This is a genomic window from Haloarcula sp. H-GB5 (assembly GCF_054850705.1).
Map to the genome: position 1 here is coordinate 639,436 of NZ_JBTWBG010000001.1, position 26,231 is coordinate 665,666.

General features: G+C 62.6%; 29 protein-coding genes and 1 tRNA gene. 19 read left to right on the forward strand and 11 right to left on the reverse strand.

All coding sequences use genetic code 11. From position 1 onward, the window contains the following. The first annotated feature begins 15 nt into the window (after window positions 1-15). A complete protein-coding gene (locus tag ACYJ11_RS03335) occupies window positions 16-459 on the forward strand; it encodes a MaoC family dehydratase (protein WP_058994409.1) in 444 nt (147 codons plus the stop codon). A 30-nt stretch (window positions 460-489) separates the two neighbouring features. On the opposite strand, the gene ACYJ11_RS03340 is transcribed toward ACYJ11_RS03335, so the two are convergent. After that, complete coding sequence (locus tag ACYJ11_RS03340) at window positions 490-1,629, reverse strand: acyl-CoA dehydrogenase family protein (protein ID WP_461646720.1); 1,140 nt, start codon at window positions 1,627-1,629, stop codon at window positions 490-492. Window positions 1,630-1,851: 222 nt separating this feature from the next. On the opposite strand from ACYJ11_RS03340, the gene ACYJ11_RS03345 reads away from it, so the two are divergent. The 6 genes from ACYJ11_RS03345 to ACYJ11_RS03370 all read left to right on the forward strand — a co-directional run bounded on the left by ACYJ11_RS03345 (window position 1,852) and on the right by ACYJ11_RS03370 (window position 7,888). Further along, complete coding sequence (locus ACYJ11_RS03345) at window positions 1,852-3,222, forward strand: ABC transporter substrate-binding protein (RefSeq protein WP_461646721.1); 1,371 nt, start codon at window positions 1,852-1,854, stop codon at window positions 3,220-3,222. A gap of 3 nt (window positions 3,223-3,225) precedes the next feature. Continuing rightward, window positions 3,226-4,113, forward strand: a complete 888-nt coding sequence (locus ACYJ11_RS03350) for a branched-chain amino acid ABC transporter permease (protein WP_005537581.1) — start codon at window positions 3,226-3,228, stop codon at window positions 4,111-4,113. Continuing rightward, entirely contained in the window at window positions 4,106-5,227 is a 1,122-nt protein-coding gene (locus ACYJ11_RS03355) for a branched-chain amino acid ABC transporter permease (protein ID WP_461646722.1), read from the forward strand. The genes ACYJ11_RS03350 and ACYJ11_RS03355 overlap by 8 nt, the downstream gene beginning before the upstream one ends. Next, window positions 5,224-5,961, forward strand: coding sequence for an ABC transporter ATP-binding protein (locus ACYJ11_RS03360; RefSeq protein ID WP_461646723.1), 738 nt, complete (start codon window positions 5,224-5,226; stop codon window positions 5,959-5,961). Before ACYJ11_RS03355 ends, ACYJ11_RS03360 begins: the two co-directional genes overlap by 4 nt. Then, on the forward strand, window positions 5,958-6,674 hold the full coding sequence (locus ACYJ11_RS03365) for an ABC transporter ATP-binding protein (RefSeq protein WP_188974761.1): 717 nt from the start codon (window positions 5,958-5,960) through the stop codon (window positions 6,672-6,674). Before ACYJ11_RS03360 ends, ACYJ11_RS03365 begins: the two co-directional genes overlap by 4 nt. Before the next feature lie 878 nt (window positions 6,675-7,552). Continuing rightward, window positions 7,553-7,888, forward strand: a complete 336-nt coding sequence (locus tag ACYJ11_RS03370) for a hypothetical protein (protein ID WP_005537575.1) — start codon at window positions 7,553-7,555, stop codon at window positions 7,886-7,888. Window positions 7,889-8,660: 772 nt separating this feature from the next. Here ACYJ11_RS03370 and ACYJ11_RS03375 read toward each other — a convergent pair. Both ACYJ11_RS03375 and ACYJ11_RS03380 read right to left on the reverse strand, forming a co-directional pair. Beyond that, window positions 8,661-9,650 carry an aldo/keto reductase gene (locus ACYJ11_RS03375; protein WP_461646724.1) on the reverse strand — a complete coding sequence of 330 codons (990 nt, stop codon included), beginning with the start codon at window positions 9,648-9,650 and terminating at the stop codon, window positions 8,661-8,663. 118 nt (window positions 9,651-9,768) lie between these two features. Continuing rightward, window positions 9,769-9,918 (reverse strand): hydrogenase maturation nickel metallochaperone HypA, encoded by a 150-nt coding sequence (locus ACYJ11_RS03380; RefSeq protein WP_167321083.1) that lies wholly within the window; start codon window positions 9,916-9,918, stop codon window positions 9,769-9,771. A gap of 257 nt (window positions 9,919-10,175) precedes the next feature. Here ACYJ11_RS03380 and ACYJ11_RS03385 point away from each other — a divergent pair, with 257 nt between their 5' ends. The 4 genes from ACYJ11_RS03385 to ACYJ11_RS03400 all read left to right on the forward strand — a co-directional run bounded on the left by ACYJ11_RS03385 (window position 10,176) and on the right by ACYJ11_RS03400 (window position 14,159). Further along, entirely contained in the window at window positions 10,176-11,357 is a 1,182-nt protein-coding gene (locus ACYJ11_RS03385) for a pyridoxal-phosphate-dependent aminotransferase family protein (protein ID WP_461646725.1), read from the forward strand. A gap of 236 nt (window positions 11,358-11,593) precedes the next feature. Beyond that, window positions 11,594-12,412: a universal stress protein gene (locus ACYJ11_RS03390; protein WP_461646726.1), complete on the forward strand. Its 819-nt coding sequence runs from the start codon at window positions 11,594-11,596 to the stop codon at window positions 12,410-12,412. Between the two features lie 944 nt (window positions 12,413-13,356). Beyond that, the gene (locus tag ACYJ11_RS03395; RefSeq protein WP_170097819.1) at window positions 13,357-13,965 is read left to right on the forward strand and encodes a XylR N-terminal domain-containing protein; all 609 of its coding nucleotides are present in this window, start codon (window positions 13,357-13,359) and stop codon (window positions 13,963-13,965) included. A 2-nt stretch (window positions 13,966-13,967) separates the two neighbouring features. Further along, window positions 13,968-14,159 carry a hypothetical protein gene (locus ACYJ11_RS03400; RefSeq protein WP_170097818.1) on the forward strand — a complete coding sequence of 64 codons (192 nt, stop codon included), beginning with the start codon at window positions 13,968-13,970 and terminating at the stop codon, window positions 14,157-14,159. Between the two features lie 530 nt (window positions 14,160-14,689). Here the strand turns inward: ACYJ11_RS03400 and ACYJ11_RS03405 are convergent. Continuing rightward, window positions 14,690-14,763, reverse strand: a tRNA-Tyr gene (locus ACYJ11_RS03405). 265 nt (window positions 14,764-15,028) lie between these two features. Between ACYJ11_RS03405 and ACYJ11_RS03410 the strand changes: the two genes are divergently transcribed. The 3 genes from ACYJ11_RS03410 (at window position 15,029) to ftsZ (ending at window position 17,310) form a co-directional block, all read left to right on the forward strand. Continuing rightward, complete coding sequence (locus tag ACYJ11_RS03410) at window positions 15,029-15,655, forward strand: CopG family transcriptional regulator (RefSeq protein ID WP_461646727.1); 627 nt, start codon at window positions 15,029-15,031, stop codon at window positions 15,653-15,655. A 237-nt stretch (window positions 15,656-15,892) separates the two neighbouring features. After that, entirely contained in the window at window positions 15,893-16,069 is a 177-nt protein-coding gene (locus ACYJ11_RS03415) for a ribbon-helix-helix domain-containing protein (protein WP_004515010.1), read from the forward strand. 2 nt (window positions 16,070-16,071) lie between these two features. After that, window positions 16,072-17,310 (forward strand): cell division protein FtsZ, encoded by a 1,239-nt coding sequence (gene ftsZ, locus ACYJ11_RS03420; RefSeq protein ID WP_461646728.1) that lies wholly within the window; start codon window positions 16,072-16,074, stop codon window positions 17,308-17,310. Between the two features lie 101 nt (window positions 17,311-17,411). Here ftsZ and ncsA read toward each other — a convergent pair whose 3' ends face one another. The 3 genes from ncsA to ACYJ11_RS03435 all read right to left on the reverse strand — a co-directional run bounded on the left by ncsA (window position 17,412) and on the right by ACYJ11_RS03435 (window position 20,309). Then, a complete protein-coding gene (gene ncsA, locus ACYJ11_RS03425) occupies window positions 17,412-18,407 on the reverse strand; it encodes a tRNA 2-thiolation protein NcsA (protein ID WP_461646729.1) in 996 nt (331 codons plus the stop codon). A gap of 88 nt (window positions 18,408-18,495) precedes the next feature. Beyond that, the gene (locus tag ACYJ11_RS03430; protein WP_461647367.1) at window positions 18,496-19,194 is read right to left on the reverse strand and encodes an alpha/beta hydrolase; all 699 of its coding nucleotides are present in this window, start codon (window positions 19,192-19,194) and stop codon (window positions 18,496-18,498) included. Between the two features lie 89 nt (window positions 19,195-19,283). Continuing rightward, the gene (locus tag ACYJ11_RS03435; protein WP_461646730.1) at window positions 19,284-20,309 is read right to left on the reverse strand and encodes a DUF2332 domain-containing protein; all 1,026 of its coding nucleotides are present in this window, start codon (window positions 20,307-20,309) and stop codon (window positions 19,284-19,286) included. Between the two features lie 82 nt (window positions 20,310-20,391). Between ACYJ11_RS03435 and ACYJ11_RS03440 the strand changes: the two genes are divergently transcribed. After that, a complete protein-coding gene (locus tag ACYJ11_RS03440) occupies window positions 20,392-21,042 on the forward strand; it encodes a DUF7095 family protein (RefSeq protein ID WP_004591112.1) in 651 nt (216 codons plus the stop codon). A gap of 31 nt (window positions 21,043-21,073) precedes the next feature. Here the strand turns inward: ACYJ11_RS03440 and ACYJ11_RS03445 are convergent, their stop codons facing one another. Continuing rightward, window positions 21,074-21,232 carry a hypothetical protein gene (locus tag ACYJ11_RS03445; RefSeq protein ID WP_188974785.1) on the reverse strand — a complete coding sequence of 53 codons (159 nt, stop codon included), beginning with the start codon at window positions 21,230-21,232 and terminating at the stop codon, window positions 21,074-21,076. A 169-nt stretch (window positions 21,233-21,401) separates the two neighbouring features. Between ACYJ11_RS03445 and ACYJ11_RS03450 the strand changes: the two genes are divergently transcribed. Genes ACYJ11_RS03450 through ACYJ11_RS03460 form a run of 3 tightly spaced genes read left to right on the forward strand, consistent with a single transcriptional unit; the run spans window position 21,402 to window position 23,254 of the window. Further along, window positions 21,402-22,193, forward strand: coding sequence for a hypothetical protein (locus ACYJ11_RS03450; RefSeq protein ID WP_461646731.1), 792 nt, complete (start codon window positions 21,402-21,404; stop codon window positions 22,191-22,193). 52 nt (window positions 22,194-22,245) lie between these two features. Beyond that, entirely contained in the window at window positions 22,246-22,677 is a 432-nt protein-coding gene (locus tag ACYJ11_RS03455) for a CopD family protein (RefSeq protein ID WP_461647368.1), read from the forward strand. Then, window positions 22,670-23,254, forward strand: a complete 585-nt coding sequence (locus ACYJ11_RS03460) for a hypothetical protein (RefSeq protein ID WP_461646732.1) — start codon at window positions 22,670-22,672, stop codon at window positions 23,252-23,254. The genes ACYJ11_RS03455 and ACYJ11_RS03460 overlap by 8 nt, the downstream gene beginning before the upstream one ends. Here the strand turns inward: ACYJ11_RS03460 and ACYJ11_RS03465 are convergent. The 3 genes from ACYJ11_RS03465 to ACYJ11_RS03475 form a co-directional block, all read right to left on the reverse strand. Next, complete coding sequence (locus tag ACYJ11_RS03465) at window positions 23,232-23,978, reverse strand: class I SAM-dependent methyltransferase (protein ID WP_461647369.1); 747 nt, start codon at window positions 23,976-23,978, stop codon at window positions 23,232-23,234. The two genes, ACYJ11_RS03460 and ACYJ11_RS03465, sit on opposite strands and share 23 nt — an antisense overlap. Window positions 23,979-24,071: 93 nt before the next feature. Beyond that, window positions 24,072-24,905 carry a deoxyribonuclease IV gene (locus tag ACYJ11_RS03470; protein ID WP_461646733.1) on the reverse strand — a complete coding sequence of 278 codons (834 nt, stop codon included), beginning with the start codon at window positions 24,903-24,905 and terminating at the stop codon, window positions 24,072-24,074. A gap of 40 nt (window positions 24,906-24,945) precedes the next feature. Next, a complete protein-coding gene (locus ACYJ11_RS03475; protein WP_461646734.1) occupies window positions 24,946-25,248 on the reverse strand; it encodes a hypothetical protein in 303 nt (100 codons plus the stop codon). A 204-nt stretch (window positions 25,249-25,452) separates the two neighbouring features. On the opposite strand from ACYJ11_RS03475, the gene ACYJ11_RS03480 reads away from it, so the two are divergent. After that, the gene (locus ACYJ11_RS03480; protein ID WP_461646735.1) at window positions 25,453-26,202 is read left to right on the forward strand and encodes a helix-turn-helix domain-containing protein; all 750 of its coding nucleotides are present in this window, start codon (window positions 25,453-25,455) and stop codon (window positions 26,200-26,202) included. Window positions 26,203-26,231 lie beyond the last annotated feature (29 nt).

A 26,231-nucleotide genomic window follows, 5' to 3' on the forward strand; every position in this document is an offset into this window, starting at 1 on the left:
GTGAGGGCCGGTAAGATGGCCGGCGAGTTCGATGCAGTCGAAGTCGGCGACGGCTTCACCACGTCGGGGCGAACCATCACTGAGGCCGACGTGGTCAACTTCGCGGGTGTCAGCGGGGATTTCAATCACCTCCACACGAACGCCGAGCGGATGGCCGACTCGGGGTATGGCGAACGAATCGCCCACGGTGCGCTGGTGTTTTCAGTCGTCACTGGCCTGCTGTGGCAGGCCCGCGACGAGGCCGAAAAGCGCCACATGGTCGCGTTCTACGGCATCGACCGGCTTCGGTTCGTCAAGCCGGTGTTCCTAGGCGATACGATTCACGTCGAGGCCGAGATTGTCGACACCGAACGGCGGGACCATCCGGTTGCGACGGGCGTCGTCCGAACCGAAGTCACCGCGGTGAATCAGGCCGACGAAGCTGTCTTTTCGGCCGAGTTCCTGACGCTCCGGCGGTAGGCTGCGCGATCTCTCAGCTTTAGTGCAGTCTCACAGCACGCGGTCGGCGATGATGTTCTTCTGGATCTCGCTGGTCCCCTCGTAGATCTTGGTGATGCGGGCGTCGCGGTAGTACCGCTCGACGTTGTGGTCGGTGACGTAGCCCGCGCCGCCGTGGACCTGAATCGCCTCGTCGGCCACGTCGACGGCGTGCTCGCTGGCGAACAACTTCGCCATGCTGGCCAACTTCGTCGCCACATCGAGGTTGCCAGAATCGATGGCGCTGGCGGCGCGATACGTAAGCGACCGCGCAGCCTCGACGTTGGTGGCCATCTCCGCGATCTTGTGTTCGATGGCCTGGAACTCGCTGATCGGCTGGCCGAACTGCTCGCGCTCGTTCGCGTACTGGATCGAGTCGTCGAGAGCGGCTTGCGCGGTGCCGACGGCCTGTGCGGCCACGTTCGCCCGCCCGCTCGCGAAGAAGTCCATCAACTGGTAGAAGCCAGCGCCCGCTTCTCCGATGAGGTTCTCCTCGGGTACGCGAACGTCGTCGATAATTACTTCGGCCAAGTCCGACGCGCGGATGCCGAGTTTGTTATCGATTTTTTCCGCCTGCAGGCCGCCGGTGTCCGTCGGCACGAGGAACGCGCTGATGCCCTCGTGGCCGGCGTCGGGGTCGGTTTTTGCCATCACGACCATCACATCAGCGACGGTGCCGTTCGTGATCCACATCTTGTTGCCATTGAGTACCCAGCCGTCGCTGTCGCGTTCGGCGTAGGTCTCGATACCGGCCACGTTCGAGCCGTGGGCGGGTTCGCTGATGGCGCTAGCACACGCCGACTCGCCGCTGGTGATCTTCGGCAGCCACTTCTCTTTCATCCACTCGTCGCCGTACTTCTGAATCATGCTCGACCCGAAGCCACGGGAGCCGATGGCGCTCCCGATACCCGGGTCGGCACGCCACAGTTCTTCGGTGACGACGACGCCAGTGAGGCTGTCCATCCCCGCACCGCCGTACTTCTCGGGGACTTCCGGCGCGATGAGGTCGTACTGTGCCGCCTGCTCCATCAGTTCCTCCGGGTAGCGCTTCTCCCTGTCGCATTCCGTTCCGAGCGGCTCTATCTCGTTCTCGCCGAATTCACGCACTGCTTCTCGGACTGCCGTCTGCTCGGCCGTCAAGCTAAACGCCATATTCGATGTGTGATGGCCACCCAAATATAGATTTGGTCGACTGTGTCTTCTGCGTGCCGGGGCAGACGGCCACGGAGCGCCCACTGTCGGCATGGGCTTTGATGGCCAGACCATCGTGACCGTCCCGCTGTACCTGTGAGGGAGGTTGGAACAGACTGCGGACTCTCCCGCATCTTTAATGTGAATGGTTTGGAACGTGGTACCACCCAACGAGGGTAGACCATGGCAGACCCAACGAGCACACCCAGCGACAGGAGCACAGCATATACCAACGGTACCGGTCGGCGGTCATTCATCAGAGCGGCCGGGGCGAGCGCAGCGCTCGGACTGTTCGCCGGCTGCAGCGGTGACGGCGGCGGTGGTGGGGAGAACCCTGATGGAGGTGGTGGCATCTCCGAGACGGTCACCATCGGCCACCTCGCACCGCTGAACAACCCACTCGGCATCGGCTCGAAGCGGTCGGCGGAGATGGCGGTCGCGGAAATCAACGACGACGGTGGTATCGCCGACCAGACCGTCGAACTCGTTACGAAGGACACGCGGGCGTCGCCGTCCGAGGCGCGCACCGTCGCAGGCGAGTTGGTCCGACAGGAGGAAGTCGACGCCATCGTCGGCACGTTCTCCAGCGAGGTGACCCAGTCCATCATGGACCTGGTGTCGGAGTTCAACACGCCGTTTCTGGTCACCGGCTCCGCCGCGCCGAGCACCGTCACGGAGTTCGTCGCGTCCGACTACGAGCGCTACAAGAACACGTTCCGGGTCGGGCCGGTGAACTCCCACTTCCAGGCGGAGGTCATCAGCCAGTACGCCAGCCACCTCTCGGACCGCCACGGGTGGAACACGTTCGCCGTCGTCGCCGACGACGCCGAGTGGACGACGGTGTTCCGGAACCGGCTGGTCGACCTGCTGAGGGAGGCGGACTTGGACGTACCGATGGTGAACGGGCTGGCAACTGATACCACCTCATTCGGGTCGGTGCTAGACGACGTGGACGAGGTGGGCGCGGACGCGATGTTCCGCTTCTTCGCGCACATCAACGGCGGGCCGATGGCGGCCCGCTGGGCGGAGGGCGAGTACGAATTTGGCATCGAAGGAGTCCACGTCGCGTCGATGCTGCCGGCGTACTACCAGCTCACCGAAGGTGCGGCGGCCTACGAGACGACGACCCAGTCCGGCGCGGCGGGTGTCACCGACATCACGTCGAAGACGGTCCCGTTCACGGAGTCGTACATGGAGGAGTACGGGGACGCCGATGACCCGCCGAGCAAGCCGATGTACATGGGCTTTGTGACCTACGATGCGATACACGTCTTCAAAAACGCCGCCGAGCGCGCCGGTACCGTCGATCAGGAGAACAACCTCGATACAATTGTCGACGCGCTGCTCCAGACCGACTTCACCGGAGCGGCCGGGCAAGTCCAGTTCTACGGGGCCGACGAGACGTACGCCCACGACCTCCGAGAGAAGCGGGACAGTGACGGCCTCATCACGAACTACCCGCTTACCCAGTGGCGCGAGGGCGGGTCTCTGGAGTGCGTCTACCCGGAAGGCTTGCGGACCGCCGAACACGCCGCGCCACCGTGGATGGGGTGAACGATGCTGGGAGACATTGCCAGCGTCATCGTCGACGGCGCGCTCATCAGCGCCGTCTACGCCCTGATCGCTATCGGCTTCACCATGGTGTTTGGTGTCGGCGGCGTGTTGAACCTCGCCCACGGCGCGCTGATAATGGCCGGCGCGTACACCTACCTGAGTCTCGTCTCGGACAGTATCCTCGCGAGCGTGACGCTGCATCCGATAGTCGCGTTCCCGCTCACAATCGTCATCGTCGGGCTCATTTCCTACGGTCTCTACGTCGTGCTGGTCCGGACCATCGAGGAGAACGTCGTCATCACGTTCCTCGCGACCATCGTGGTCGCCATCGCCTTCACCGAACTCGTCACGCTCGTGTTCCACGCCCAGCCCTACCAGTACAGTGTGGTACCGGGCGTGCTGCAGGTCCAAGCGCTCGGGACCCGTATCCTCTACGTGGAACTCGCGGCCTTCGTCGCCTCCTGGGGTGCGATGGGGCTGCTCTGGTACTACGTCACCAAGACCGACAGCGGCCGGTCGATACGCGCCACCTCGATGAGCGAGCGCGGGGCCATGCTCACCGGCGTCGACGTGTCGGGCGTGCGTGCCCGCACGTGGCTCGTCGCGGGCGGCCTGGCTGGCATCGCCGGCGTGTTCCTGGGCGGTATCGGGGCGGCCGAACCGACGATGTGGCTGGAACCGCTCGCGCTCGCCTTTATCATCGTCGTCGTGGGCGGCATCGGCTCGATCAAGGGGTCGGTCGCCGCCGCCTACATCGTCGGCTACCTGCAGACGGCGACCGGACAGTTCCTCGGACAGAGCGTGCGCGGTATCATGTCGCTGGTGGTCCTCGTGGTCGTCCTGCTGGTGCTGCCACAGGGCCTGTACGGCACGGAGTTCGTCCATGAGTGACCGAGAACAGACCGGCCGGGGTATCGGCCGGCTTATTGGCCGCGCCGAATCGGTCCTGAGAGACACCCTCCTCGCGCAGGGGGCCGGCGTCGTCGGGGCGGTCGGCCGGCCAGCGGAACGGCTGCTCTGGCCGGTCGCGGAGCGGTACAACCGCAGACTCGGCGAGCGTTTCGGCGAGGTCACCGGCCTGCAGTTGTTGCTGCTCGTAGTGGCCTTCGGCGGCCTCGTCACCGCGCCGCTGTGGGGCCAGGACTACCTCAGACCGCTCACGCTTGGCGCGGTCTGGGCCGTCTTCGCGATGGGCTGGGACATCCAGAGCGGCTACACCGGCTACATCAGCTTCGGCCACTCGGCGCTGTCTGGGGCGGCCGGATACACCACCGGCTTGCTGGTGCTCCATCTGAACCCGGAGCTATCGCTGTTTGTCACAGTCCCGCTGTCGATACTCGTGACGACGGCGCTGGGGCTGGCCATCGCCGTCCCCTCGCTCCGGCTCCGTGGCCCGTATTTCTCGCTCGTCACCTTCGTCACCGTCCTGCTGTTCTACCGGTTGACGAAGGCCCTGAGCGAGTGGACAAACGGCCTTCGAGGCATCCGCGTCGACGTGTTCACCTACGACCTGACGCTGCAGTACTACATGGTTGTGGTGCCGATGCTCGCCGTTGCGGCCACGCTGACCTACATCGGGCGTTCCGATATTGGTACAGTGCTGATCGCCATCCGGGAGAACGAGGACGCCGTCTCCGCGGCCGGGCTGGACCCGACGAAGTTCAAGCTCTGGTCGTTCGTATTGAGTGCGGTCCCGATGGGCATCGGCGGCGTCCTGCTCGCCCACGTCAATGCGGGCGTGGACCCCCAGACGTTCGTCATCGTGGACAACAGCATCCAGATGATAGCGATGGCGGTCATCGGCGGCATGAGTTCGATTCTGGGGCCGCTCGGCGGCGCGTTCCTGTTCATTGGACTCCGGGACGTGTTCCTCGTCGGCCTCGGCGAGGAACTGCGCTGGCTCGCCCTCTGGCTGCTCGTTCTCCTCGTGCTGGTGTTCGCCCGGGACGGACTGTTCCGTCTCCTCTGGCGTGCGCTCGGCGCGCTGGGAGGTGACCGACGGTGACGTTGCTGTCGGTTGAGGACTTGACCAAGCAGTTCGGCGGTCTCGTCGCCGTCGACGACCTCTCCTTTGGCGTCGAGAGCGGCGAGATACTCGGCCTCATCGGCCCCAACGGCTCCGGCAAGACGACCGTGTTCAATTGCATCATGAGCATCTACCAGGTGACCGGCGGGACGGTGCGCTTCGACGGGACTGACATCACGGACGACAAGACCCACGAAATCGTGAACTGCGGCCTGTCACGCGTCTCTCAGGAGTCCAACCCTATCGGGTCGATGACCGTCCGAGAGAACATCGAGCTATTCACGTTCCCCAACAGCATTCGCTCGTTCGACGGCGGCGCGAGCGACGAGGCAATCGCCAGTTACGCCGCACAGGTCGACATCGAGGACGCCCTCAACGACGACCCCGGCTCCCTGCCCCACGCCGACGTTCGCCGCCTCGAAATCGCGAAGGCGCTGGCGACAGAGCCGGACCTCCTCCTGCTGGACGAGCCCTTCGCCGGCCTGAACCAGACGGAGGTCCGTCGGCTCTCCGAGCAGTTCGAGTCGTTCCGCGAGCAGGGCATCACGATGGTCGTCGTCGACCACAACATGCGCGGGCTGATGGACCTCGTCGACCGGGTCGTCGTGTTGCACAACGGCCAGAAACTGGCGTCGGGTGACCCGGCCGACATCGTCGGTGACGAGCGGGTTCAGGACGCCTACCTCGCCGGGGAGGTGAGCGCGGTCCAATGAGCGACCCGCTGCTCGAAGTCGAAGACCTCGACGTGTACTACGGCAAGTCTCAGGCGCTGGACGGCGTTTCGCTGACCGTCGAGCGCGGGGAGATCGGCGGCATCGTCGGCCCCAACGGCGCGGGGAAGACGACGCTGTTGGACGCCGTTGCCGGCTTCCTCGACTACGGCGGGACGATTCGGTTCAACGGGCGAGACGTGGCCGACCTCAACCCCCAGCAGCTGGTCAACGACGGCCTCATCTACTGCACCGAGGACCGCGACCTGTTCCCGTTCTTCTCGGTACACGAGAACCTGCTCATGGGCGCGCAGTTCCGCGAGGACCGCGACGCCGTCCGAGCGGACCTGACGATGGTGTACGACCTGTTCCCGCGGCTCGACGACCGCCGGGACCAGGAGGCCCAGACCATGAGTGGCGGCGAACAGCAGATGCTCGCCGTCGGCCGGGCGCTGATGGGCGACCCGGAACTGCTCGTCCTCGACGAACCGACGCTCGGGCTGGCTCCCGTCATCATCGACGACATCAGCGACGCCATCGAGACGCTGAACGACCAGGGCCAGACGCTCCTGCTCGTCGAGCAGAACGCCACGTTCGCGCTGCGCCACGCCCACCGGCTCTCACTGCTGGAATCCGGCCGGGTCGAGCTCAGTGGCTCCGCCGCGGAGTTCCAGAACAACGACTACATCACAGAGGCGTACGTCGGCATCCACTGAGCGAGCGTCGGCGAACCGAACTCTCGGACGTGTGCTAACACTACGTCCGTCGCCGGCTGGCACTCGCGCAGTCGCACTTCGCTGTCGATAGTTCGTATTCTCGAACAGATGCCGAATACAGTGAAAGTAACGGGTGGCCATCCATCGGACTACAGCGCCCCGTGAAATGGGCTCATACGTGGCTGTACGCACTTGCCGCTGTCCCCTACCATGTCGGTCCATTGCCGGCAAACGTAGAGCGCACCGGGATCAAACACAATCGATGTGTTGCTTGTTCCGTATGCTGAAACTGGCAGTGTTCCACGGCACTGTGGCTCGCCGATAGCCCCGTCCAGCGGAAGAGACAGGAGACTATTCAGTTCAAGCGAATAATAACCGTACTTTTGTTATCCGGCGGGACAAGAGAGAGCAGACTGCCCGAGCGTGTGTCGCCTGTGGGAGCGGATACACCGGCACAGCGGCAGAGTACCAGTCGACGTGGACGAGTTAGCTGCCACCGGGTCGGGCTTACGCTACGACGCAGGCGCTTTTGATATCGTTCGACCTATCCGAACGATCACAACAGGGGCAGTGCGTCTTTGATGATGTGAGATTACCGAGACCATGGTAACAGTCCTGGCGAAGAATATATGTTCAAATATGCGAAATTTATCCAATTATTCCGACAGACTGATATTGGATAGAAAATTTGACTACTAAATAGAGGAGTACACAATCATATTAGGCCAAAATACCCTCTTATTACATGATTATAGCTATACGTGTTGGATAGGTAATAACAGACATACAACTCACTTTTGCAGTGAAACAGCCGGTAGATGCGTCTGTTGTAACAAATATGGAAACGTATTTCTACAAGTGTGCATATATCTGCCCCTATGGGAGACGAAGAAGACATCGAAGCCGAGACCGTGTCAGTATCGATGGAGATATCGGGGAATTACGACGAAGTCATGTCGAAACTGGCGACAGAAGACGAGGGGTCGACGTCGCTCGTCTCGCTACTCGACGACCTCGAACAGTTGCTTGATACGGTAGTCCGGATGGACGGTGGGACACGCAGTGCAATTGCCCAGCAACTGCCCGAAGATATGACCGTCTCCTTCGACGCCCAGGCGGTCGTCGATACGCTTCAGGTGCTCGAACGCTACGACCTCGTTGTCCTCGAAGGCAACACCTGGAAGCCCGGCCCGAAACTCACCACCGAAGAGTAAGAACCACTGCGACGGGTCCACCGAGGGCCAACCTGTCTCACGCCGGGACGGCGTAGTGATTCACCACAGTCCGGCCGGTAGCGGGTGGCTAGTTCGCCACAGACGGTCAGTAATAGCCAAAGCCAGAGCTGTAACACCTGCCGGAGCATCAGTTGCGGCGTTCAATGGCGATGTATTCCCAGCTGGCGTGAACGAAGTGCAGTAGCGTCCTCCTGTCGCTCAGCCTGTCGGCTGACACCATATAAAGAGCTGTATAACAAACATCGGATAACGCGGAAGACAGTATGCGAGCACGCTTCGTGCTCGTACTCTCCCGACGCCCACCGTTCCATGCTCCCCTGTACGGGACGGTTCCACGCCGGGTTTTGCCCACCCGGCGTTGGTCCTTGGTACGTCGGTCCGACAGTGCCAGTCCAAGGTCGGCTCCGGGATCTGAAGCCCGACATCGATGGGCGCGATGCTGATGTCCGGCAGCACTGATTGGCACTTCATCACGACGGCGTTACGGATGAACTGGACTGGCAGCGAGATCTTCACGACCTCGCGGCACGCTCAATAGCACGTCAGACTCAGTGTCATATTCTGACACGACTATGTCCGAAAACTGTCTGTATTCGTATGTATACCGTCGCCAGAATGGTCAAATTTAGTATAATAATCAACCCACGAAAGCGACCTTCGCAATAGAATTTTGACCCGAATTTTGCTACTTCAATCGTATTCTACCGTCGTGCAAACACATATGTAGTCAGATACATCGGCGGAGCGGTGACTACCAGCGGTGGTGGACGTCATCGAAGACGTGCGCCTCGTAGATGTCACGCACCGCGCCGTGGACCTGATTCGAGAGGGGGGCCATCTCGCTGACTGCAGCGTTCGCTTGGACGTGCTCTGGATTGGTCGAGCCGGGGATGACAGTCGACACCGCGTCGTGGTCCAGGATCCAGCGCAGCGCCATCTGGGCCATCGTCATCCGCTCGGGGACGTGCTCGCGGAGTTCGTCGACGGCATCGAAGCCTTCGTCGACCGGGAGGCCGGCGAAGGTCTCGCCGCGGTCGAACGCCTCGCCCTCGATGTTGAAGTTCCGGTGGTCGTTCTCGGGGAACTCCATCTCTCGGGCGAGCTTGCCGGTCAGGAGTCCGGAGGCCAGCGGGACCCGGACAATGACGCCGATGTCGCGACGCTTGGCCTCCTCGAAGAACCGCTCCGCGGGTCGCTGGCGGAACATGTTGAAGATTATCTGGACGGTCTCGACTTGCGGGTACTCGATGGCTTTCAGCGCTTCCTCGACGCGTTCGACGCTGACGCCGCAGTGATCGACCTTTCCCTCGTCTTTCAGCCGCGAGAGGGCGTCGAACGTCTCGGGCTGGTAGTAGGCGTCCGTCGGCGGGCAGTGTAGTTGCAGGAGTTCCAGCGAGTCGACCCCGAGGTACTCCCGCGAGCGGTCGACGTGGTCGGCAAGGTTGTCGTAGTTGTAGCGCTCGGCCGTGTGGGGGTCGAGCCGGCGGCCAGCCTTCGTTGCGACGGTCACCTCGTCGCGGACTTCGCGTTCGTCGAGCACTTCCGCGATGCGCTGTTCGCTGAAGCCGTCGCCGTACACGTCGGCGGTGTCGATGAAGTCGACGCCGGCGTCGAGCGCGGTCCGGACCGTTTCCCGACCCTCCTCCGCCGAGACGTCGCCCCAGTCACCACCGATGTTCCAGGTGCCAAGTCCGACATCCGTCACGTCGTGCCCTGTCATCCCTAACTGTCGTCGGTTCACGGACGACCGTACCGTCGGCGGTCACTTGGTGGCTGTGGTACGCGGCACCAGTCTAAAAAAGGGCAGTGTAGCCCGATAGCAGGCAGTCCGGTGGACGTGCCAACGTGGACGCCGGGGGCTACGTGAGCCACTTCGTCCGGCGGATGTCGTACGCACCGCAGTCCGGACACGAGTGGTACTGAACGTCGAACGACGCCTGGCACACCAGACAGGTGTATCGGCGTCTCGGTTCCTCCCCAGGGGACGCAGCGTTATCGAACAATCCCATCGACGACCACACACCACCTTTGCAGTACGAGAGTAAAAACAGGGTAGATTGTTCACACCCTTCACAACAGTGGCGTCCGGCGATTGTGATTATGGGGGAGGGTAGTGGCAGCCAATGACTGGCGACACAAAAGTGAGATTTACTGTACGCTTGCAGTGAGGGAATTACGCTCTCAGCAGAGGCGTGGGACCGACCCCGCCCTGAACAGAGCGTCGTGACCGCGGATTTTAATGCCCAGTCACCGGGTAACAGACGATATGGACGAGGCACCCGCTGTCGGAGAGCTGTCACCACCGGACCGGACGCTGATGGGCCCCGGCCCGAGCGACGTACACCCGCGCGTACTCAAGGCGATGAGTACGCCGCTGGTCGGCCATCTCGACCCCTCGTTCATCGAGATCATGGACGAAGTTCAGGACCTCCTCCGGTACACGTTCCGGACGGACAACAAGTGGACGATTCCGGTCTCCGGGACCGGGTCCGCGGCGATGGAGGCGGCCATCGGCAATGTCGTTGAACCGGGCGACACGATGCTGGTCCCGACGAACGGCTACTTCGGCGACCGGATGGCGAGCATGGCCGAGCGCGCGGGTGGCGAGGTCGTCACCGTCGACGCCCCCTGGGGCCAGCCGCTCGACCCGGCGGCGGTCGAAGCGGCATTCGACGAACACAGCCCGGACGTCTTCGGATTCGTCCACGCCGAGACCAGCACCGGCGTCCTCCAGCCGTCGGTGCCCGAACTCACTGACATCGCCCACGCAAACGACGCGCTGGTCATCGCCGACAGCGTGACCTCGCTGGGCGGCGTCGAACTCCGCGTCGACGAGTGGGGTATCGACGTGGCCTACTCCGGCCCGCAGAAGTGCCTCTCCTGTCCGCCGGGCGCGAGCCCGCTCACGCTCAACGACGACGCGATGGACAAAGTCCTCTCCCGCGAGTCCGAGGCCCGCTCGTGGTATCTAGACATCTCGCTGCTGGAAGGGTACTGGGGCGACGAGCGCGCCTACCACCACACGGCCCCGATCACGAACGTGTATGCACTCCGTGAGGCGCTTCGCCTCGTTGCCGAGGAAGGCATCGAAGAACGCTGGGACCGCCACCTGGGCGTCGCTGGCGCGCTGAAAGCCGGCGTCGAGGGCATGGGGCTGGAGATGAACGCCCCCGACGACTTCTGGCTCCCGAGCCTGAACACCGTCCGTGTGCCCGACGGCGTCGACGACGGCGCAGTCATCCAGCACCTGCTGGACGAGTACGACCTCGAAATCGCCAGTGGCCTGGGCGCACTGGAGGGCGACATCTGGCGCATCGGCTGCATGGGCCATTCGGCCCGCCGGCAGAACGTCAGCTACCTGCTCGCGGCGCTGGGCAACGCACTCGGTGAGCAGGGCGCGGTCGTCGACGTGGACGCCGGGCTGGCAGCGATGAGCGAGCGGTTCTGACGCCAAGCCGACACCGGCAGTTCGATTCGAGATTCTGCCGGGTTCATCTTCGACAGCTCTCGCGATCCCATCGCTTGTTACTTTGTTTCAAGCGCCGTGGCATCTACTGCTTCGAGCGCGTCCCAGCGGTACGATCCATGCCGTCCGGTCGGTCGACGTGGTCTGCCACACTGGTTTTCTTACCCCGTGAGAATTTGTGACATGGTTTAATTCAATTGAGGTACCATTTCCGTGTGATGTACAGTGTACTCATACCCGTCGACAGGGACGAGGCGCGCGCGTCCAATCAATCGACATACGTTTCACAGCTCCCGGATGCCACTGAAACCGTCGAGGCGACAGTGCTCTGCGTGATGCCGCCCGACGAATTCGCCGATGCCGACGAGGTGGCGTTCGGTGACATAGACGCCGCCGTTCAGGCAGCCGATCAACTGAAAGAAGCCGGCGTCTCCGTAACTCGAATGGTTGATGACGGCGGCGTTGCGCAACAGATCGTCCGTACCGCGACTGAACTGGACAGTGATGAGATCGTTGTCGGCGGACGCAAGCGGTCGGGCGTCTCGAAGGTCTTGCTCGGGAGCACTGCACAGGACGTGTTGCTCTCGGCCGACAGACCGGTCACGATCACGGGTGAGACCGTCGTGCCCGGCGAAGGGATACGGCAGGTACTCGTCCCGGTCGATACGAGCGAAGAGCGAGCACAGAACCAGGCTGAATACCTCGCCTCCCTTCCCAATGCCCCCCAGTCAGTCGAAGCAACGGTCCTCTTCGTGTTCCCACATCAGGATTACAAAGGGGCTCCACCGCACGAGTTCGAGGAGGTCGACGCCGCCGTCACTGCCGCCGAGCATCTGGAAGCAGCGGGGATTTCCGTCGAACGGGTCGCCGTCGGCGGTGAAGTCGGACGGAAGATACTCGACGCCGCAACGGACTGCGATGCCGATAACATCGTCATGGGCGGACGCAAGCGGTCGGGGATCGCGAACGTCCTCCTCGGGAGCACCACGCAGGACATCATGCTCGCTGCCGAACGCCCGGTTACGCTCACCGGCTGACCGCCTCCAGTGGGCCGGATGGGGCAGGGTCGAAAGGCAAGTCTGTCCTCCACGACGTGAGGTATTCTCCTGCCTATACCTCTTGCTAGTGTTAAAGTGGGAAGTAACGCGCAAGTTAAAGTAGATACTGACGGACGTATTTAGTATCGTAATATGAATGCAGATGACTATGTGAAAAATAATGAGTCGCGTCTGGCATCCGCAGAGGTTGATCAGACAACGCCAACTCCCCCGTTAACAGGCACGGGCAAACTCGTTTGCACGGATTCTCGATTGGTCTTTGACACCGCCAAGTCAATCACAGATATTCGAGTGGACAGTATTTCCGAGATCGATTACTCCCCACCGTCATACCTCAATAGAGCGACAGTTGCTGGGCTTTTGGGAATCGTTTTCTCAGGGATTCTCTGGCTTCTATTGTCAGTTATATTGCCAAGCGGTCAGGCCATCGCTCTTATTATCTTCATGTTGGGAGCCATCTCAATATTCGCCGGACACCTAATGGCGAAGGCAACACTCGTCATTAAAACCAATTCCTCAAAGTATCGCTTTCGTGGGAGTGAGACAGAACTCTCAAAGCTACCTCACGCGATTCGAGGTGCAGACCGGAGCTAAAACACCGACTCAATAATTTGCCTGCGTTCGCTTTTATGTACGTTCGGCTCTGTTGAAGTCCTCATCGGGTTGTAACTCATGACCCGGCCGTGGTCAATACAGGGGGTGTAGCTACCAAAACGATCGAATATTGTCTATCACATATCATATAAATCCCTGATAAAGCTTCTTATGGAGTCAAAAACATGGAATGCTCCAACTCCCGATCTGCTTAGGTCCGTTGCCGCGGCTCTCGCATTGCTGTTATAGAGGTGTGACTACGGCTCTATTACAATATCTGATACTGAGAGCCATACAAATTTGTACAATTGCCAGTTACTCAGGCGTAGATGCAGGCATCAGACTTCGACTTAGAGAGCGACCTAACCTACGGGTCGCAGCAGGGCGTGAACGTGTTCAAGAACAACCGGATGGTGTCATTCAACGCCGATGCTATCGGGCTCCTCCGGCAACAGCTCATCGACTCGATGGGGATTGAGGAAGCCCGAGAGCAACTCCTCCGATTCGGCTTTCAGTCAGGGTACGCCGATTTCCTGCAGATGCAGGCGAGCTATGACTGGGAGACTCCCGGAGATCTATTGGAGGTTGGTCCTGCACTCCACACCCAGGAAGGAATCGTCGCTGTCGAGCCACTCGAAATGGAATACGACCGCGAGGCTGGCGACTTTTATTTCAGGGGCCTCTGGCACAACTCGTACGAAGCACAGCAGCATCTCATACATAACGGAGAGAGCAACCACCCGGTCTGCTGGAGTCTCATGGGGTATGGCTCGGCGTGGTGTAGCGGGTTCATGGGGACGCCAGTTCTAGAGATGGAGTCACGCTGTGTTGGTATGGGCGACGACGTCTGCGAGTGGGTTATCAAACCGCTTGATGAGTGGGGTGAGGAAGCCGACCCGTACATTGACGCACTTGAAGACTTCTACGAGGAGGTATAAATATGGGAGAAAAACTCATGGAGTACTATAGCCTTGTTGAGGAAGAAGAAGGCTTCTCCGGCAAGATCGAGCTGGCCAAGGAAACGAATCTTCCGGGAACGAAGGCATCAACAGCACCGGATTCACAGGAGAACCTCCAGATGTTCCGAGAGGCGATTGAGGACATCCTTGGTGAGGAACCACCTCAGTTGTAGCCGATAGACAGTCATAATCTCTACTGCAAGTATTTCGGGCCCACAGCCTCGTACACCTCTTGCTTGGCGTCAGTCAGCGGCGACAGGTCCGGCTCGAAGTTGAAGGGTGACGACTGCGGACTCACCACCACTCACTCCCGAAACACTCCGGATTTTCACAGAGCTTGTAGTGCGGATACGCTGCAACCGGAACGTCCGTGAAGTCGGCGTCAGACCGATAGTCTGATTCGACACACGCAGGTTTCGGTTCGTCCGCATCGGCGTGGTCGGTGAAGGGTGTCCGCGTACTGGGACCGATTTCGCACGGCCGTCTTCGGCACATCGAGGCCGTCCGCATCGGGGTGGGAACGGCTCACGCCGACCACTCCTCTCAGCTATGAAATTCGCGAGAAGGCGGCGACCCCCAGCTGGAATCAAGCTCCACTCTGGATTTTCCCGTCGCTCGCGGGAAAGTGAATCAAGCGGTAGATGGGTTCTACGCCGCGCAAACATGGCGTACGCTATCAGCCATAGTTCGGCTGAAAACCAAGTCCGCCCTCCCCGATTTGAACGGGGGACAAGTCGATCTACAGTCGACTGCTCTACCAGTCTGAGCTAAGGGCGGTCGACACCCGAAAATACCCCGCCGTCTGGACTTAAGGGTTGTTATTCGTGGAGGGTTCGCCGAACGGTCACACGACGCGGAGTGACACACCGACCGGCGTCTGACACGTCTGACCCGCTTTCCGATCTCCCGATAGCGGATCGAAGCGGTCTATCAACGGTGTCTGACCGAACAGAGATGTATCGCGTCATGCCGGTAGCTGACGGGCGTCAGACAGCGCGGGAAGATTAAAATACCAGCCTGTATAATACCTTCATCGAGCCCGATGAGTAAAATAACGTTCCGTGCTGACGATGACCTCATCGACCAACTCGAGGCGTTCGATGCCTCGAAGAGCGAGGTCATGCGTGAGGCGCTCCGGGAGTACCTCGGAGACGCGTCACCGTCAGCGTCGGAACCATCGTCGTCGGCGTCAGAGTCAGTGACCGACGCCGAGACGATCGACGAACTCATCGAAGACCGCGTCGACAGCATCATCGCCGACCGACTGCAGACGCAACGCCCACCTTCGCAGCCGCAGGATGTCAACGTAAACATCTCGTTAGACGGCGTAAGCGCAGGGGCAGCGAACGCCGAAACCGAACGACGGCGCACCGCTGACCGAGGTACAAGTACCGAGAGCGGGCGGTCCCACGACGAAAGTCAAACGTCTGATACGAGCGGGCGTAAGACAGAGCCGGAAACACGGGACAGAACCGAGGTAGAAGAACGTAAGACGTGCGCACAATGTGGTGAAAACCTGGGTTCTGACCACGTTTACTGCCCGAACTGCGGTGAGAAGGCATCCCGCCGGGTGTTCTGTGATTGCGGTGATGAGCTCCGGTCGGACTGGGGTTTCTGCCCGGGTTGTGGCAGACGAACGCCCGCGGCGGATGTACTTGATCAGACCTAAACTAGCGTTTGCACGCGTTACGCGCCCTCAAACGCCGTAAACGGGAAAGTGTATGACACTGCCCGTAAGTTTTAATACATCAGGGTCAGTGGTTTATTCTGCGTAAGACGGTCGTCTTACACAGCGGCGAACGCGAGGGGATGCCGCCCTCGTACTGCGGTTTCGCTGTGTAAACACTCGTGCGGGGCGTAAACGGATCCCGTCCGGGCCGTCTTACCCAAGGGGAAACTACCAAACATGGAGCGTGTGACACTACGGATTCCGAAGCAGCAGATTGAAGAGGTCGAACAGATGGTCGAGACGGGCGAGTACCCCAATCGGAGCGAAGCGATTCGCTCGGCGGTTCGGGAAATGCTCGCCGAGGAAGGCTCCGAACAGGCCTCCGAAAAGAAGCGGTCCTGGGCCAAGGTGTAACGATGCAGGATATCGTTAACGAGGCCCTCGAACGCGACGAGCAAGAACAGAAGAAGATGTCCAACGAGGACGTCGACGGGTTCGGCGACCCGCGCATCGTCATCGTCGGCTGTGGTGGCGCCGGCAACAACACGGTCAACCGCCTGTACAACATCGGCGTCGAGGGCGCCGACACCGTGGCCATCAACACGGACAAACAGCACCTCAAGATGATCGAAGCCGACACGAAGATTCTGGTCGGCAAGTCCCTCACCAACGGCCTCGGGGCCGGCGGTGACCCGTCGATGGGCGAGCGCGCCACGGAGATGGCACAGGGAACGATCAAGGAAGTGCTGGGCGACGCTGACCTCGTGTTCGTCACCGCCGGCATGGGTGGCGGAACCGGGACCGGGGCCGCCCCCGTCGTCTCGAAGATCGCCAAGGAGCAGGGCGCAATCGTCGTCGGCATGGTGTCGACGCCGTTCAACGTCGAGCGGGCCCGCACGGTCAAGGCCGAGGAAGGGCTGGAGAAGCTCCGCAACGAGGCGGACTCCATCATCGTGCTGGACAACAACCGCCTGCTCGATTACGTCCCGAACCTCCCGATCGGCAAGGCGTTCTCCGTGATGGACCAGATCATCGCTGAGACTGTCAAAGGCATCTCGGAGACCATCACTCAGCCGAGCCTCATCAACCTCGACTACGCCGACATGACATCTATCATGAATCAGGGCGGCGTCGCGGTGATGCTGGTCGGCGAGACCCAGGACAAGAACAAGACCGAAGAAGTGGTCAAGGACGCGATGAACCACCCGCTGCTCGACGTGGACTACCGCGGCGCGAGCGGTGGCCTAGTCCACATCACTGGCGGTCCGGACCTCACGCTGAAGGAGGCCGAGGGCATCGCACAGAACATCACTGAGCGGCTCGAAGCCGACGCCAACGTCATCTGGGGCGCGCGGATTCAGGAAGAGTACAAGGGCAAGGTGCGGGTCATGGCCATCATGACCGGCGTCCAGTCCGCCCAGGTGCTCGGTCCGACGACCCAGAAGCAGGCCAACAAGTCCCGCGAGGCGATTCAGGAAGTCGGTGACGACACGTCCTTCGACGCGTCCGACAACGTCGAAAGCTTCGACAGTCCCGCCCCGAACAGCGGGAATCAGAACAGCGGCGGTCGCAACGCTGGGTACAGCGAGACTGACGGCGGACAGGACCAGCGCGAGAAGAACAACGGACTCGACGTCATCCGGACGAACAAGTAGCGACGTCCACGGTTCTTTTTTCGGGTTCTACGGCCACGAGCGATGGGTTCAGCGAAGTAGCAGACAACGACCCGCGGTGTCAGACAGAAACGGCGAACGCGTCAGACTGCTTCTAGGGCGTCCAGCAGATTACACTTCCGGCAGAGGTCCCGCGCCGTCGGCGCGCCGCAGTTCTCGCACTCGCCGTAGTCGGTGTCGCCGTTCTCGCCGCCGTAAGTGTCGGCGGCTAACGCCGCGAGTTTCTCGTAGCCGGCCATAATCGAGTGGCGTGTGCCGGGGTGATTCTCTTCGAGACCGAGCATAAGCTCCTGTATCTCACCACGGTAAGCCTCCTCGGCGTGTGGGCATTCGGTGATGTGTGCCGGGAGGTCCTGGAAGCGAGCGTACAGCGCGACTTCCTTCTCCGGGATGTCACGGAGCGGCTTGGCCCGGGGAATGTGGTGGTCTTGGGCCTCGCGCGTTTGTTCCGTGGGCGCGTCGGCAGACGAGTCGAACGGCCCCAGCGACGCCTCGAAATGCTTGGCGATCTGGGAGATGTCGCCTTCGAGGAAGTTCATCAGCGCCGTCTCGGCCTCGTCGTCGAGGTTGTGACCGGTCAGGAGCTTATCGGCGTCGAGTTCCTCCGCGTACTTCGAGAGGAGGTCACGGCGGAACACACCACAGTAGGCGCAGGCAGCCATCCCTTCGGGGTCGTCCTCAACGACATCGTCCATCTGGACCCCGAACTCCTCGGCGTAGGAGACGGTGACGTGTTCGATGCCGAGGTCGTCGGTCAGTTCCTCGCAGGCCTCTAAGCTCGCGTCGCGGTACCCCTCGATGCCCTCGTGGATAGAAAGGGCGACCAGTTCGATGCGGGGGTCCTCGGCGAACGTGTCGTAGAGAATCTGCGTGAGAACGACGCTGTCTTTGCCGCCAGAAAGTCCGATGACCCACGTCTCGGGGTCCTCGACCGTGGCGTCGTCGGACACGAGGCCGTCCTCGCGGATGCGACGGCGAACCCGTTTCGTGACCGCTCGGCAGAGATGAGACTCACAGAGGTGAAGCCCGGAATAGGCCGCGTGTAACACCGCGTTCTCGCCGCATTTGTCGCACTCCATCGTAGCGAGTAGTCGTGGCCGCAATGGTGAGAGGGTTTCGTCTCGGGTCCGGCACGGCGGCTTACAGCGATTTCACTAGAGACGCCGTTCACAGCGCGTCAGGACCACGCTGTAACGCATCGAGGACCGTCTCGACGGTGTGCTCGCGGCCGCTTGAGGAGAACAGTTCGTGGCCGCCGTCGTACAGTCGGATACGGTCGGCCGGCAAGCGCTCCCCGACGGCACGCGGGTCGACAACGGCGTCCGTGAGTGTGCAGAACGCCGCGGCGGTGTCCCGGGCCGGCGGCAGCGACCGCTGGGCCCGAAACACAGTCCGAAGGAAGGCGGGCGAAACCGACGACGGAGCCTCCGCGAGTTGCTGGGCCGTCGCCAAGTCGCCGATAGCGTCGGCGTCCAAGGTATCGATAGGGATGAACGGTCTGGTAATCGGGAGCGATGCGATGGCGTCGAGTACCGGCCCCGGAAACGGGAAATCACTGTCCCACCAGGGGCTCAGGTACACCCGGTTGCCAATACCGTCGGCGTCGAGATGGGCTGCTGTCAGTCCGCCCGCGCTGTGTCCGAGCAGGTCGAACCTGCCGAGGTCGGCGGCGTACTCCTGAATCGGACCGACCCACTCCCGCTGATAGTCGGTGATGTGTGTCGGCAGTTCGACGGCGTGAACGCGGTACGCCGTGGCAAGCTGGTCGATGAGCCACTGGACGTTCCGGTGTCGACACCGGTTCCCCCAGCCGAGGACGAACAGGCAGTCTCTGGCAGCCCCCTCGTCGTACACGCGGATCTGCATACCCGACGTTCCTGCGGCCGGGACATAAGCCCGGGTGAACGCCCGACAGCCGCCCGTCGCGTTGTCGACGTAGATGCCCGTGCGTGCGCTCAGGGCTGCCACGACAGCCACGCGCCGTGTGGCTCGTAGTCGACGAGGTGGGTGGTCTCGATGCCATCGTCGGTCTGGCGTTTCCAGTCCAGTCCCACTGACTCGCCGCCCGACAGGTCCCGCCGACCGGTGAGCCAGTGCAGCGGCCGGTCGGCCATCAGGTCTTCGAGCAACGTCGCCAACGCCTCGGTCAGTTCCGCTGGAACCTGATACAGCACGAGCGTGTTGACGACACAGACCGGGACGTCGGACGGAATCTCGTCGAGTACCGCCGGCAGGTCATCGAGCATATCGCCCTCGATGAGCGCAGGTGGGTCGTCCCGTGCGACCGTCAGCGCACCGTCTAGAACGGCGCGCCGCGCCTCGTGTTCGGGCCAGACGAGTGCGCGGAGCCAGTCCCTGTCGACCTCGTCGGTCACGTCAAGCGGATTGCGGTCAAGCCCGACCCGGGAGCGGATGGCGGGCGGCGTCTCCGGGAGCGGCGGATCGCCATGTCGGACGCTGCTCTCGATGGTAATCGGTGAATCACTGTTACCCACTACACGAATATCGTAATCGTAGCGGTAGCGGTCGAACAGCAGGTTCAGGCCGGCACTCGGCCCGAGTTCCACCAGCGCGAGCGGCCCGTCGGCGGCGCGGGCCACCTGCGAGATGGCCGGGTAGAGGACCGCACTGCGCCGCACTGCGTTCGTCTGCGTGCGCCGGGTCCGCAGGAGCGGCCGGATGTCGTCGGCATGGTCGAGACAGAACTCGCGGAAGGCTTGAAAACACTCGTCGTCGGGGTCGCGTGCCGGCTGGGTGATGCTCGGGTAGTACTCGGCCAGCCGATGATCCGAGTTCCGGGTAAGCAGATAATGGACCGCGGCAAGCAGGAGGTGCGGGGCCTGACGACCCTCGGGAACGGTCGCTGCGATGTCGGGGATATCGCTGTCCTCAGCCGCCTCACGGCAGAGATGGGCGTACAGCGGCGAGGAGTCGTCGGCCCATTCAGCCAGGTTCTGAAACTGTGCCTGAAGCGCTGACATATCGTCGTGGAGACAGCACAGTGGTATCAGTGTTCGGCTCCGGAGAGTCAGCGTTTAGGCCGCGCACGTAGTAGGGCAGGCAATGAGTCTGGACCGTCCGGAGGCAGTCGAGCGGGTCGAAGAAATCGTCGCCACGGTCGAGGACGAGACGATGCCGGTCCCGGTCCGGGAGGTGTGGGTGTACGGCGACGTGGCGCTCGGGCTGGACCCGGTCGAGCGGCTGGACGTGTACGTCACCAAGGACATCCTGTTCAAGGACGCCCCGGAGCGCGCCGAGGAGTTCCAGCGCAGTCACGGCGTCGACGGCGTCGGCAAGACCGTCCGGGCCGCGTGGGCCGACGAGCACCCCGAGTACATCCGCGCGAACGCCAACGGACACGCCGCCCCCGAGAAGTGTCTCGCCGCCCACCTCCTGAACGACGACGAACCGGTCCATCTGGAAGTGTGCAACGCCTCCTTCGAGGACAACGTTACCCAGCGGCTCAAGGGTGCAAAGATGCGAAACGACTACGAGCAGATTCTGGACCCCCGCGGGGCCTGTCTGTGGCTCGACGGCGAACGGTCGCCCGACGCGTTCCAGAAGCTCCGTGACAACGAGTTCGTCTTCCCGACGCTGACCCAGTCGCTGTCGATGCTCGGGATGGATGAGACGGAGGCCGGCGACGCCGCCGACGCGGTCAAAGAGTACCGGGCACAGCAGGAGGGGGCGACAGTTCGGGGCGACGTGGTGTAGGGGGATATCGCACTGACTTTGACAAGCTGACTTACTGTAGCCAGAGCGCGTCGACCGTCGAGAACCGGTGTCCGCAGGCGGGACATTCGACGAGCCGCGAGCCGCGCTCGCCGTCGTCGACGGCAGCGAACCGACGGCTCCAAGTCACGTGGCGGCACTCCGGACAGCGACGGACGAGCGGTGGTATCATGGGAAGACGCGAATCGGCACGTTCGTTCGTAGCCGCTTGCCCCGCAAGGGTCTATCGGCGGGCGACATCGTTCCAGGCGGGGCATCGGGCGTGAACACAGCCCATGACAACTACAACGCGGTTTTGAGCGTACAGAAGGGATACATCCGCGCCGGTTGGAGCGTCTCGTATGAACCGAACGAGACGCGAGACACTGGGGCTGGTCGGCGGCCTCGCGTCGACCGTCCTCGGCGGCTGTTTAGCTCCTGAGGCTGGCGACGACGGCTCGGGCGGAAGCGACGGCAGCGCGACGACGCCGACGCACCCGACGCCGCGAAACGACACCGATCAGGGCACGCCGACCAACACCCCGACCCAGACGCCGAGCGGACTCCCCGCGGGCGTCGATCGGGTCGACGCGCCGCCGTACGACATCGAGGAGCCCGCGTGCTCGGGAGACGGGCAGAACGAGGACTACGACCCGCTGTACCTCTGTGCCAACATGCCGGCCGAGCCGTCGCTGGCGTTCGACCAGCGGCCGGCGCGGGGAACGGTGTTTCGCGACGACGGGCTACAGTTCTCGCCCGGCGACGACAGCGGCGGAAACGGCAAGCAGCTCTACGCGACGCTGCTGACCGGGCCAGACGATGTCGACCGACTCAACGACGACGGGGACGAGATTCACGCGTTCGTCTCCGAGACGGACTTCGAGCGCCGGGCCGTCTTCGTTGTCCAGACCGGCTGGGGATCGGGGTCGATACTGCCTCATCTGAAACGCATCGAGGCGACCGACACCGGAATCCACGCCTTCGGCTGTTACACCCGGCCCTGCGTCTACACCGCCGACTACACCGCCCGCACGACGGTGGCTCGGTTCGAGCGCCCGGACGCGGTCAACAGCGGCGTCGTCAGCCTGACCGTCGACCCGTCGACGCGGTACAACGTGGCGACGGGCGAGGGCGTGGTAACAATCGACCGGTAGGACACCCCGCCGTTCTATGAGACCGCGCCGAGTACCGCCGACCATGGGAGCCCTGACATCCCTCGCCATACGAACCCTCCACGTCCTCGCGATGGCGGCTCTCGTCGGCGGCACGACCGTGCTCTGGTACAGCTATCGGAGCGGCGCTATCGCGACACTCGCGCCCGCACGACAGTTTGAATGGTTATTCTGGGGAGGGGTCGGTGTACTGGTGTTCACCGGCGTCGGAAACCTCGGTGCGCTCGGACCGCCAGGTCCTGGAACCGGCTGGGGACGAACCCTGTTGGTAAAACTCGCAGTCGTCGTTGGCTTCCTCGGGGGATCGGTCGTCCGCACGCTGCTCCTCGTTCGAGCCAGTGACCGCGAGAACACGTTCGACGACCTGCCCCCAGCCCTTCGACGAACGCTCTCGCGGGTCTACGGCGCGACGGCGGCTGTCATGCTGGGCATCGTCGTCCTCGCGGAGGTCCTCGCACATGGGTGAGGACCAGCGTGAGCGGGAGGCCGTGGCTGAAAAAGGGAATCAGACTGAGCCAGCGCGCGACGCCACACAGATCTCCACGCAACCGGTGTCACTCGTGACGTGGACGCTCGCCACGTTCGACACTGCCCTGTTTGTCCTGCTCGGCGTCCTCGCCGCCCACGCGAGCGGCGACCTCGCCGACCTGCTCGCCGTGCTGAACACCCTCGTCGGCGTCGCCGTCTTCTGCTACCTCTGGGCGCTGTTCGTTCTGGCGGTCCGATGGATTCACCGCCGGGTGGCGCTCGACTCAGCCGAAGTTAGCACGCTCGTACTCCACGGGACCGCTGCCGGGAGTGTCGCGGGCGTCACGTTCCTGCTGGGACTGTTCGCGGTGGTGCTCGTTCCGACGCTCCAGAGCGGCGGGGTTCGCCTCCAGGCGGTGCTGTTGGTCCTGCTCATCGGAGCCGGTGTGGCCGCTGTCGTCGGCGGTGTCGTCGGTCTGCTCGCCAGCCTGCTGGACATCGCAGTCTACGGACTGGCGGGCTATCTGCTCCCCGAAGCCGGAAGCGAGTGGGTCACGGAACCTCGCCGACGGTAACAAAGAACGGCACCGTCTCGCGGCGCTCGTAGGCCTCGTCTTGCATCTGCTCGATCACGTCACGGCCCATCGACCGCCAGCGCTCCCGGAGCGCGTCGTACTCGGCGGGCGTCGCCTCGCCGTTGAGAATCGTCTCGCGGTCGTGAGCCAGCCCCGTTCCCGTTGCTTTCCGCCGGGCCGCCTGTATCGCCACGTCGTCGTAGGGCGGCTCGATGCGCTGCTCTTGGTCGTACTGCGTCGTCGAGACGACAGCTAGCTCCGCGTCGCGGAACACGTCGGCGGCGTCGCTCCCGAGAGTCACGTCCGTCCGCACACCATCGAGAAAGAGCCGGCGAGCGCGGCGAGCCAGCACGGGTTCGTCGTCGACGGTCGATTCGACGGTGACGGCGGCGTTGTTCGGCTCGATGGCGGCCACCCGGTCGGTGGCGACGCGGGCGAACTCCCGGACCGCGATCTCGGGGGCAGGGAGGTTGATGAGCAGCGCCTGGCACACCACCAGGTCGAAGCTGTCGTCGGCAAAGGGGAGCCGCGTCGCGTCCCCGCAGACAGTCGGGTCGCCGGCGGCGGCCAGCAGGTCCGTATCGGCGTCGAGGCCGACGACCGTTCCGTCGGTCTCCTCCCGGAGGACGCGGGTCAGTTCACCGGTCCCACAGCCCACGTCGAGGACGCGCTCGCACTCGCCCAACTGCAAGCCCGAGAGCGCCTCGCGGGAGTCGGCCCACATCCCCCGGCGGGTGGTTTCGAGGTAGTCGGCGGAGAACCTGCGCACAGTTCCTCACAGTTGAGTCGCCCCCAAAAGTATCGCGGTCGAAAGGCCCTATTCGCCGCGTAGTTCCTTGACGCGCTCGATATTCCAGGCGAAGCTCTTGCCGTTCTCGGTTGGCGTCTCAAGCACCAGCGGCACGTCGCGGATGGCGTCGTGGTTGACGAACGCGCGCATCCCGTCCTCGCCGATGTGGCCCTCACCGATGTGGGCGTGTTCGTCCTTGTTCGTCCCGCACTCGTGTTTCGAGTCGTTGAGGTGGACGCAGGCGAGGTCCTCGCCGCCGACGACTTCGTCGAACTCCGCGAGCGTCTCGTCGACGGCTTCGGGCGTCGAGAGGTCGTAGCCTGCGGCGAACATGTGGGCCGTGTCGAGACAGAACTCGATGTCCTGGTCCGTGCGTTCGCGGACCGTTGCCAGGTGCTCGAACTGGCCGCCGAGTTTCGTCCCGCTGCCCGCGTCGGATTCGACCAGCACGGTGACACCCTCGGGGATGTCGAGGTCGTCCAGCACGCTCGCGGCGTTGTCGAGGCCGCCATCGACACCCGCGCCGGTGTGGGCGCCGAGGTGGACGTTGACGTACTCGATACCCAGCTTCGCGGCGGCGTCGACCTCCTTCTGCATCGAATCGAGGGACTTCTCGCGGAGATCGTCTTTCGGTGTACAGAGGTTGACAAGGTACGACGAGTGGATGACCCATGGGCCGACGCCGTGGTCGGCTGTGAGGTCGCGGAACTGCTCGGCCTCGTCGTCGTCGATGTTCGGGTCCTGCCAGACCTGCGGCGAGTGCGAGAAGATCTGCCCGCAGTTGCCGCTGTACTCGACCTGCTCTTCGACGGCGTTGTAGACGCCGCCGGCGATGGAGGTGTGTGCCCCGACTCGTACCATGCACACCGGTCGGTGATGGCCGACAAAAGAGGTTCCGGAGTCAGAGCCACTCGCGAGCGGGCGGAATCACACCAAGACTCGAGGTGGTGAGATAGACGCCGAAGCCGATGAGCACAACCGAGACGAGCACCGAGACCGGTGTCACAGATGTCAGCAGCGCGGACGCACCGGTGGCAATCAGCACGATTCCGATACCGACCAGCATGAGCGTCCCGAGCGCGCCGAGCACCGCGTCCTCGGCCGCGACACGGACAATCGCGTACAGTTCCTCCTCGGAAAGGGCTGCGACGCTGCCGTCGGTGGAGGTGTCGGCAGGGTCGTCATCAGCGGGGGACGAGACCATGCCATGGCTTGGCTGGGGTTCCACAAAACGGTGGCGTAGGTCTGTTGTCAGAACTGTCCTCTAGTCTGTAGACCCATCATTCGAGACGTACGGCCCACAGCCAATCGGCGGCTGTCGCTTATCAGAAGACAACTGAAAAGCTCAAGTGGACTTGATAGCCCAGTAATTGACTTATACTGAATGTTCTAAATTAGCAATAGCCAAATGACTGAACCACAGGCCGAAGTAGATGAAACACGCGAGTTCGAGTTCGTCTTGCAGTTCGACGCAGGGGCCGATAGCCTGATGGACGTGTTCCGGCAGTACGAGAGTCTCTCCGTGTGGTCCTCTGCTATCTTCGTCGGTGACGACCACATGTGGCGACTGGACCACGCGAAAGGGACGCCCGAGGCACTGCGTGCGTTCGACGAGGTCTTTCTGGACGAAGACCGCTGTAACGAGTGTTTCGACGTCGCGAGCTGTGAGACGACGCGGACGTACCACATGCTGGACCACGGGGAGACGTCGCGGACAGTGTACACGCTACGTCGTGAAATCAGCGGCTGTCAGTCGCTGCCGAGTTTCCTGCACCGGCACGTCCGCGAAGGGACTATTTTCGAATCCCGACGAACTGGCGACGAGTACCGCTGGCGCGTCCTCTATCCGGGATCGAACCCAATCGGCGAGGTGTACGACAAGATCGAATCGAGCCTCCGCGATGGCGTCACACTCTCAGTGTCCCACATTACCAGTGCCGGAAACTGGAAGGCGACCGAACGGGTCGCGGCGAACTTCTCTCCCCAACAGTGGCGGGTGCTGAAGGCCGCCGTGACCCACGGCTACTACGAGCGGCCGCGGGAAGTCTCAGTCAAGGACCTCGCATCGATACTGGACGAACCCCGGTCGACCGTGCAGTATCAGCTCCGGACTGCCGAGGACCGCATCGTCTCGCAGTTTGTCGAGGAAACACTCTGAAGGCCGACATTCCAGGGTAGTACGCGGCT

Excerpts from the sequence above, each read along its gene's own strand:
- ACYJ11_RS03460 (WP_461646732.1), top strand. The coding sequence starts at position 22,670 with ATGGGTGAGGACCAGCGTGAGCGGGAGGCCGTGGCTGAAAAAGGGAAT.
- ACYJ11_RS03435 (WP_461646730.1), bottom strand. The coding sequence starts at position 20,309 with ATGTCAGCGCTTCAGGCACAGTTTCAGAACCTGGCTGAATGGGCCGAC.
- ACYJ11_RS03350 (WP_005537581.1), top strand. The coding sequence starts at position 3,226 with ATGCTGGGAGACATTGCCAGCGTCATCGTCGACGGCGCGCTCATCAGC.
- ncsA (WP_461646729.1), bottom strand. The coding sequence starts at position 18,407 with ATGGAGTGCGACAAATGCGGCGAGAACGCGGTGTTACACGCGGCCTAT.
- ACYJ11_RS03395 (WP_170097819.1), top strand. The coding sequence starts at position 13,357 with ATGCAGGCATCAGACTTCGACTTAGAGAGCGACCTAACCTACGGGTCG.
- ACYJ11_RS03415 (WP_004515010.1), top strand. The coding sequence starts at position 15,893 with ATGGAGCGTGTGACACTACGGATTCCGAAGCAGCAGATTGAAGAGGTC.
- ACYJ11_RS03450 (WP_461646731.1), top strand. The coding sequence starts at position 21,402 with ATGAACCGAACGAGACGCGAGACACTGGGGCTGGTCGGCGGCCTCGCG.
- ACYJ11_RS03340 (WP_461646720.1), bottom strand. The coding sequence starts at position 1,629 with ATGGCGTTTAGCTTGACGGCCGAGCAGACGGCAGTCCGAGAAGCAGTG.
- ACYJ11_RS03475 (WP_461646734.1), bottom strand. The coding sequence starts at position 25,248 with ATGGTCTCGTCCCCCGCTGATGACGACCCTGCCGACACCTCCACCGAC.
- ACYJ11_RS03440 (WP_004591112.1), top strand. The coding sequence starts at position 20,392 with ATGAGTCTGGACCGTCCGGAGGCAGTCGAGCGGGTCGAAGAAATCGTC.
- ACYJ11_RS03430 (WP_461647367.1), bottom strand. The coding sequence starts at position 19,194 with ATGCAGATCCGCGTGTACGACGAGGGGGCTGCCAGAGACTGCCTGTTC.
- ACYJ11_RS03480 (WP_461646735.1), top strand. The coding sequence starts at position 25,453 with ATGACTGAACCACAGGCCGAAGTAGATGAAACACGCGAGTTCGAGTTC.
- ACYJ11_RS03465 (WP_461647369.1), bottom strand. The coding sequence starts at position 23,978 with ATGTGGGCCGACTCCCGCGAGGCGCTCTCGGGCTTGCAGTTGGGCGAG.
- ACYJ11_RS03410 (WP_461646727.1), top strand. The coding sequence starts at position 15,029 with ATGAGTAAAATAACGTTCCGTGCTGACGATGACCTCATCGACCAACTC.
- ACYJ11_RS03400 (WP_170097818.1), top strand. The coding sequence starts at position 13,968 with ATGGGAGAAAAACTCATGGAGTACTATAGCCTTGTTGAGGAAGAAGAA.
- ACYJ11_RS03385 (WP_461646725.1), top strand. The coding sequence starts at position 10,176 with ATGGACGAGGCACCCGCTGTCGGAGAGCTGTCACCACCGGACCGGACG.
- ACYJ11_RS03445 (WP_188974785.1), bottom strand. The coding sequence starts at position 21,232 with ATGATACCACCGCTCGTCCGTCGCTGTCCGGAGTGCCGCCACGTGACT.
- ACYJ11_RS03335 (WP_058994409.1), top strand. The coding sequence starts at position 16 with ATGGCCGGCGAGTTCGATGCAGTCGAAGTCGGCGACGGCTTCACCACG.
- ftsZ (WP_461646728.1), top strand. The coding sequence starts at position 16,072 with ATGCAGGATATCGTTAACGAGGCCCTCGAACGCGACGAGCAAGAACAG.
- ACYJ11_RS03370 (WP_005537575.1), top strand. The coding sequence starts at position 7,553 with ATGGGAGACGAAGAAGACATCGAAGCCGAGACCGTGTCAGTATCGATG.
- ACYJ11_RS03365 (WP_188974761.1), top strand. The coding sequence starts at position 5,958 with ATGAGCGACCCGCTGCTCGAAGTCGAAGACCTCGACGTGTACTACGGC.
- ACYJ11_RS03355 (WP_461646722.1), top strand. The coding sequence starts at position 4,106 with ATGAGTGACCGAGAACAGACCGGCCGGGGTATCGGCCGGCTTATTGGC.
- ACYJ11_RS03470 (WP_461646733.1), bottom strand. The coding sequence starts at position 24,905 with ATGGTACGAGTCGGGGCACACACCTCCATCGCCGGCGGCGTCTACAAC.
- ACYJ11_RS03390 (WP_461646726.1), top strand. The coding sequence starts at position 11,594 with ATGTACAGTGTACTCATACCCGTCGACAGGGACGAGGCGCGCGCGTCC.
- ACYJ11_RS03380 (WP_167321083.1), bottom strand. The coding sequence starts at position 9,918 with ATGGGATTGTTCGATAACGCTGCGTCCCCTGGGGAGGAACCGAGACGC.
- ACYJ11_RS03345 (WP_461646721.1), top strand. The coding sequence starts at position 1,852 with ATGGCAGACCCAACGAGCACACCCAGCGACAGGAGCACAGCATATACC.